General features: G+C 73.7%; 6 protein-coding genes. 3 read left to right on the top strand and 3 right to left on the bottom strand.

Annotation, left to right across the window (positions count from 1 at the left end):
* Positions 1 to 60: 60 nt before the first annotated feature.
* The 3 genes from KILIM_RS21325 to KILIM_RS21335 are packed head-to-tail and all read right to left on the bottom strand — an operon-like array spanning position 61 to position 4,711.
* A complete protein-coding gene (locus KILIM_RS21325) occupies positions 61 to 3,009 on the bottom strand; it encodes a multicopper oxidase domain-containing protein (protein WP_006594839.1) in 2,949 nt (982 codons plus the stop codon).
* Positions 3,006 to 4,364: a DUF8744 domain-containing protein gene (locus KILIM_RS21330; RefSeq protein WP_006594840.1), complete on the bottom strand. Its 1,359-nt coding sequence runs from the start codon at positions 4,362 to 4,364 to the stop codon at positions 3,006 to 3,008. Before KILIM_RS21330 ends, KILIM_RS21325 begins: the two co-directional genes overlap by 4 nt.
* 44 nt (positions 4,365 to 4,408) lie before the next feature.
* Positions 4,409 to 4,711 (bottom strand): DUF2249 domain-containing protein, encoded by a 303-nt coding sequence (locus tag KILIM_RS21335; protein WP_006594841.1) that lies wholly within the window; start codon positions 4,709 to 4,711, stop codon positions 4,409 to 4,411.
* Positions 4,712 to 4,855: 144 nt separating this feature from the next.
* Here KILIM_RS21335 and KILIM_RS21340 point away from each other — a divergent pair, with 144 nt between their 5' ends.
* The 3 genes from KILIM_RS21340 to KILIM_RS21350 all read left to right on the top strand — a co-directional run.
* A complete protein-coding gene (locus tag KILIM_RS21340; protein WP_006594842.1) occupies positions 4,856 to 5,569 on the top strand; it encodes a helix-turn-helix transcriptional regulator in 714 nt (237 codons plus the stop codon).
* Positions 5,570 to 5,623: 54 nt separating this feature from the next.
* A complete protein-coding gene (locus tag KILIM_RS21345) occupies positions 5,624 to 5,953 on the top strand; it encodes a hypothetical protein (RefSeq protein ID WP_006594843.1) in 330 nt (109 codons plus the stop codon).
* Positions 5,954 to 6,111: 158 nt separating this feature from the next.
* Positions 6,112 to 6,456, top strand: a 345-nt coding sequence (locus KILIM_RS21350; protein WP_006594844.1) for a hypothetical protein, incomplete at its 3' end; no start/stop codon positions are given.

Here is a 6,456-nt window from a genome sequence, read left to right on the forward strand (position 1 = left end):
CACGCGGGCGTGGGGCCGGGCGGGCACGCGGGCGGGGGGCCGGACCGCCGGCCAGCCGGCCTACTCGGTGACCTTGACGAAGCCCTTGGCGCCGCGTTCGGCGTCGACCATGACGTGGCTGACCAGCGGATAGGTGCCCGGCTCGGGGAACGTCAGCTCGACGAAGCCGCCCTGCGCGGCGGTCAGCCCGAAGGCCTGGGCGCCCGCCCCTTGCGCGCGCGGTCCCAGCAGGTAGGCGCCTTCGTGGTAAACGGTGTCGAACTGGCCGCCGACGATGTGGAACGAGCTGGAGCGGTTGGGTCCCGCGTCGAGCACCCAGATGCGTACCCGCTCGCCGACCCGAGCGGTCAACGGCACCTGCGCGTACTGGTTGGCGATGCCGTTGAACGTGACGAACGTGGGGCGCTCGGCGGTCACGAGGTCGGCGTCGACCTCCGCCGCGGGCTGCCCGGCGCCGCCGGTGCCGGGGGTGACGAACACCTCGGACTGGGTCAGCGCGTACTGCCGGTCGACGGCGGGCAGGCCGTCGGGCTCGATGACGACGGCGCCGTGCATGCCCGCCGCGATGTGCGCGGACATCGGCATCGTCGAGCAGTGGTACATCCAGATGCCGGCGCGGGTTGCCGTGAACCGGTACTGCAGGGACTCGCCCGGCGCGATGGTCCGCATCGGCCGGTCGGGAGCGAGGGCGCCGGCGTGGAAGTCGATGGAGTGCCCGATCGACCCGTCGTTGACGAGCGTGATGTCGAAGACGTCACCGACCCGGCCGTGCAGGGTCGGGCCGACGGGTCCGCCGTTGTAGGTCCAGCGCCGCTGCCGGACGCCGGGGGCGACCTCCAGGTCGGCTTCGGTGACCGTGAGGGTGAGCGTGTGGGTGCGGGGGCCGCTCTGCGGGGGCAGCGTCGGTAGCCGCGGGTCGACCAGATGCTGGAGCTGGGCGTCGGGGTCTGCGCGCACCGGAGTCTGAGTCGCGGCTTGGTCGGTGGCGTGCCCCGCGCCGTGGCCGGAGTGTCCCGCGCCCGCCGCGCCCGCACCCGCCGCGCTTCCGTCCGCGCCAGCGCCGGCGGCGGTGCCGCCGCCGTCGGCACCGGTGACGACGACGTCGAAGACCATGCCCATCTGTCGGTGCCCGACGATCGTGCACCAGCCCTGGGCGGAGGCGCCGACGACCCCGAGGTCGAGCGTCGCGGTCTGCTCGTGCCGCAGCCGGGGCGTGCGCTGGCCGAGCAGCTGCAGGTCGTGCACGTCGGTGGGGTCGTCGTTGCGCAGCTCGACGACGAGCCGGTCGCCGGCGGGCACGGTGACGCTGGCCGGCTCGAACCGCATCCCCTGCGCCACGACCTGCACGGTTGTCGTGTTGCCGGTGGGGGTGACCGCGGCGGCGGCCGCGCGCGCCTCGGCGTTCGTGTCGAGGCCGGCGGCCGCGGGGTCGGCGGCCACCCCGCCGACGAGGGCCAACACCAGGACGCTGACGGCGACGACCGCCTGACCGCTGGACCAGACACTCGGCATCCGGTCGGGCTCACCCGGCCCCGCCGCCCGCCCAACGCCGCTCGCGGACCCGACACCACCACGCGACCCGGCCGCACTCCCAGACCCGGCAGCACTCGCGGACCCGGCCGAGCTACTCCGCTCGCCCACTGCGCGGGCCCCCACTGCGCGGGCCCCCACTGCGCCGGCCCTCACTGCGCCGGCCCTCACTGCCAAGGCGCCCGCCGAACCCGCTCCGGCCTTGGCCGCCGCACCGGCCCGGACGCCGCCGATCATCAGCGGGATGAACGCGGCCAGCGCCACGAGCACCAGCACCGAGACGGTGACGCGCACGAGGCCGGGCACGGGCAGCAGGCACACGGCAAGGCCCGCATTGACGACGAGGAGGCGCAGGGTGCCCCACCGGTCGAACCAGGCCTGAGCGGCGCGGACGACCCGCTTGCCGCCGCCGATGACCGACGGCAGCAGGTAACTCAGGGCCCCCAGCAGTAATTGGGCGGCGAACCCGGCGACGAGCACCGCGGCGGTGGGGCCGAGGCCGTCGGCGAACTCCACCCAGGAGTCGACGGTCAGCAGCCGGACGATGACGGCCAGCAGCGCGAGCACCCACCAGATCAGGGCCGCAGCGACGCTGGCGGGGGCGAATTCGCGGATGCGGGCGCGCCGGGCCGGTCCCAGCAGCGCCCGCCCCCACCAGGCCAGCCCGGCGAGATAGCCGACGAAGGCGATGGCGGCGCCGACGCGGGAGTCCAGGAGGGCTGCGGCGACGACGCCGGCGAGGGCGGCCAGCAGCACGGGCAGGGCCTGTCGGGCGCGGCGCTCCGCGGCGGGGTCGATGGGCGTGCGCAGCATGGTCGGCCACAGGGTGAGGAGGGTTCCGGTGACGGTGAGGCCGATCCAGCCGAGCAGGTTGACGGTCAGGTGCGCGAGCAGGAGGCGCCCGTTCCAGTCGTCACCGAGGCCGCGGGCGAGGGTGGCGCCGAAGCCGGCTCCGATCGGCAGGCACACGGCGGCGGCGACGTAGTAGCGGATCGTGATGCCGAAGCGCGGCGCCAGGGAGGCCCGCACCCGCCGCCACAGCTGCACGGCGTGCCACAGGACAGCGCCGGTGACGAGGGTGGCGCCGGCGAGGGTGAGCCACCATTGGGCGGTCGGCACGCCGACCATGACGAGGGTCGTGCCGGCCAGGAGGGTGAGCAGCCGCCGGTTCTGGGTGGCGCGGGCGTCGAGCTCGGGCCGAGTCTTCAGCAGGGCCTGGGCGAAGTGGGCCGACCACACCATGACGGCGTGCGTCAGGGCGCCGAGCACCACGAGATGCACCATGAGCCAACGGGATTCGGGCACGAACGGGTGAACGAGCGCGACCGTGACGGCCAGGACGAGCCAGCCGAGGGAGGGCAGGTCACGCATCGGCCACATCCCGCGGGCGCCCACCGGCGGCTTGGCCGGGCGCGCCGCGGCAGCCGTCGCGTCGGGCGCCGAGCCAGGGCCGGAGTCGGTGGGGGCGGGCTTGCTCATGGCTGCCTTTCGCGGGGGGTGGGAGTTGGGTCGCCCGGCGCTGTCTCGCCCTGGGCCGTCTCGTCCTGGGCCGTCTCTTCGCCGACCGTCGCGCTCCCTGCCGTGGGTCGCGGTTGCGACCGCGCCCGTCGGCTGGGAGCGCAACCGTCGGCGTGGGGCTGAGCAGCCTGGGCGGCCGGGGGCCCTGCCCGGCCGCCCGGCTGGGCCTGCCGCCGGCGCCGGGGCGCCCGGGCGCCGAGGGCGACGGCCAGCACGGCGGCGGCGATGAACACCAGCAGGGCGGCGACGTTGCCGGCGGCACCGACGAGCCAGGCCGTGTGGGCGTCCGGCAGGTGCGCGACAACCAGGTGCCCGACAACCCGGAGCGCGAGGGTCAGGTGCAGCAACACCAGCGGCAGGTAGAGCCAGGGCCGGTAGGGCAGGCGGACGTGCAGCACCGCGGGCAGGATGACGGGGGCGTGCGCCATGACCATCGACATCGCGAAGCCGAGGAAGGTGGCGTGCACGACCACGTCGTACGCGCCGCCCAGGGGTTGCCCGCCGACGACGAGCACGGCGGCCGCCACCAGCAGCCAGGCGTAGCCGGCGAGCATCGCGGCGGCCGCGAACCGCGGGAGCCCGGTGGCACGAATGGTGCGGCGGGCGACGTCGTGGCGGATCAGCCACGCGGTGAGGCCGGCCAGAACCACCCCGAGGGCGCGCCCGCCCGCATCGGGCCACAGGATCGCGGCGCCGGCGACCAGAGCGAGGGCGCCGGTGAGGGCGACGAGCCGGCCATCGGCACCGCGCGGCATGGCCAGACGGGCGAGTTCGACCCGTTCGGCGGCGATCATCGTGACGATGAACGCGACCAGCAGCGGCAGCACCGCGGCCACCGGCAGCCGCAGCAGCAACAGCGCGGCGGCGAGCAGGTGCACGACCGCGAGGGCACCGACGGCGACTGCCGGGTCGGCGTTGCGGCGCCACAGCACGGTCTGCACCACGACGGCGGTCCCGGCGCCCTGAATCGCCAGGAGCCGGCCGAGGGTCGGGTCGGGCAGCAACGCCAGGGTCAGGGCCCCGGCTCCGAGCAGGGCGGGGGCCAGAAAGCCCCAGGCCAGGCGCAGCGCGGTGGCGCGCTCCAGCGCGATGACCGTGCCGAGAAAGCCGATGACCATGAGGGGCCCGTGCAGGTCGGCGACCCGGTCGGAGGGGACCGGTGCGGGCAGGCCGGCGAGGGTCAGTCCCGCATCGAGGCCCGTGAGCAGCGCGAAACCGCCGGGTAGCAGCAGCCACCGGCCCCACCCTCTCCGGGCCGCGGGCGAGGAGGATCGCTGCGTCGACGGCCGACGGTCCCCTCCGACCTGCGTAGCCATGACCTCCCCCGAGTCGACCGTCCCGCGCGATCTACGGCGCGATCTCAGGCGCGGCGGGTGAAGCGCAGCACCCAGGCGTCGGGCCCCCGCTGCACGTAGTCGAAGGTCACCGCGGCACCCTCGCGCTGCTCGACCTGGGCCAGCAGCGGCAGCGGGTCGTGCGGGGCGATGAGGTCGAGCGCGGCGCCGGGGCGCAGGGAGCCGATGGCGCCATGGATGGCGCCGTGGCGGATTGCGTGCGGGATCGCGCGGGCATCGAGTTGGGGGACACCGGAGTCGGTGCAGCCGCAGCCGCAGTCGCTGCTCTTCTGCTCCAGGCCCAGGTCGGTGTGGTCGGCGAGGCTCATGTGTGGACTCCTAGTCTTCAGGCGGGGGTCTGCGGCGTTCGGGCTGGTGTAAGCGGTGGGAGCAGGAGTGGACCCGTCGGGGACACCTTGATTTAAAGTATTTAGAGGATAGCGCTCGGCGGCGCGGAGCGGGAGGGCGGGTCGATGACGTCACGAAACCTGGACGCGGGGCCCGGCAGCGGCCCGCGCGACCTGATCCTGCAGGTGCTGGCGGGCCTCGGCGATCCGGGCGGCGCGGAGGGGCTGACGGCGGCCGAGCTGGGTGCGCGGCTGGGGCTGCACCCCACGACGATCCGGTTTCACACCAACCGCCTGCGGGTCGCGGGGCTGGTGAGCCAGCGGGACGTGCGCCACCGGGGCGCCGGCCGCCCCACCCGCAAGTACACGCTGGCCACACCGACGGCCCTCACCTCGGTGCCGCCGCCGTCGCGCGGGACGGCCTTCGGGGTCGGCTCACCGGAGCAGGACCCGCACGAATTGTTGGCGCAGGTGCTCGTGCGTGCCGCGGGCACTGACGAGTTGACCCCGGCTCAGGCGGGCCGGGCCTGGGCCACCGAGCAAGCGGAGGCCGACGACTCTTCCTGGGCCCAGGCGACCTCCACGGTCGCGGAGCTGCTCACGAAGTGGGGTTACGACGTGACCATGGCGCGCTCGGACGACGAGGCCGTCGAGGTCACCTTCGCCGGCTGCCCGTTCGGCTCGCTCGCGCGCGAGAACCCGCAGGTCGTCTGCGGCATCCACCACGGCCTCATCGAGGGTTCTCTGACGGCGGCCGGCCACCCCGAAGCCCAGGTCCGCCTCGTCCCCTTCGCCACCGACTCCACCTGCCGCGCCCGCCTCGCATGCCCGCAGGAGTAGGCGCCCACCCCTCGGCTCGTGCAGCATCAAGTACTTCGATAAGGAGGCCTGACCGTGCGAGTGACAGCCACCCGATCTGGCACATGGTGGGCCATCGAGGCCCAGCACGACGGCCAGCCCATCTACACCCAGGCCAAACGACTGGACCAGATCGAGGCGCTAGTGCGGGATGCCTTCGCCACGATCGACATCGACGTCAGCGACGAGGCCATTGATGTGATCCCCGTGATCGAAGGCCAGGGGCCATCTAGGGGGTGTCTCGCAACTCCTTGCATCGCCGGCCAGATCGTTGGGGCCGTCGGTCAGGTTGTCGGGTCCGTCGGTCGGGCTGCGTCAGGCTCGGACGGCCGCCTTGGGGTGCACCCGAAACCCTACGCAATGTGATGCAGATCACTTCGACAAGAGCCGAGTGACGCCTCGAGATTGCCTGCGCCCCAACGCAATTCACGGTCCAATTGGCGACTCCGAGTCCTCTTGTGCTGCAGCGGAATTCAGCCATTAATAGCGTTGCTGTTACAAATCCTGTTCGATAGTGTTTCCGTATGGAACCCACCGCAGCAGACCTCGTGACCTGGCTCGACGCCCGGTCCGCGACACTGCTGCGGCACGCCGGCGACCTGACCCGGCTGGGCAGCGACGACCTGGCCGGGCTGGCCGCCGGCGCCGCGAAGATCGTCAATGCGGCGAAGTCTCTTCAGGCGGCCGTGGTGATGGAGGCCCGGGAGCGTGGAGTCATCGCCGCGTCGGACAACCCGAAGACGGCCGCGTGGGTCGAGCAGTCCTGCCGCGATGCCGGGGTGCCGCTGGCCCCCGCGCAGGCCCGCGGGCTCGATGAGGTCTCGCGGACCTGCTCGACCCCCGATGTCGCTCGGCTCAAGGACGCCGTT

The sequence above is a fragment of the Kineosphaera limosa NBRC 100340 genome, from assembly GCF_000298215.1.
GTDB lineage: Bacteria > Actinomycetota > Actinomycetes > Actinomycetales > Dermatophilaceae > Kineosphaera > Kineosphaera limosa.

Excerpts from the sequence above, each read along its gene's own strand:
- KILIM_RS21330 (WP_006594840.1), bottom strand. The coding sequence starts at position 4,364 with ATGGCTACGCAGGTCGGAGGGGACCGTCGGCCGTCGACGCAGCGATCC.
- KILIM_RS21325 (WP_006594839.1), bottom strand. The coding sequence starts at position 3,009 with ATGAGCAAGCCCGCCCCCACCGACTCCGGCCCTGGCTCGGCGCCCGAC.
- KILIM_RS21340 (WP_006594842.1), top strand. The coding sequence starts at position 4,856 with ATGACGTCACGAAACCTGGACGCGGGGCCCGGCAGCGGCCCGCGCGAC.
- KILIM_RS21335 (WP_006594841.1), bottom strand. The coding sequence starts at position 4,711 with ATGAGCCTCGCCGACCACACCGACCTGGGCCTGGAGCAGAAGAGCAGC.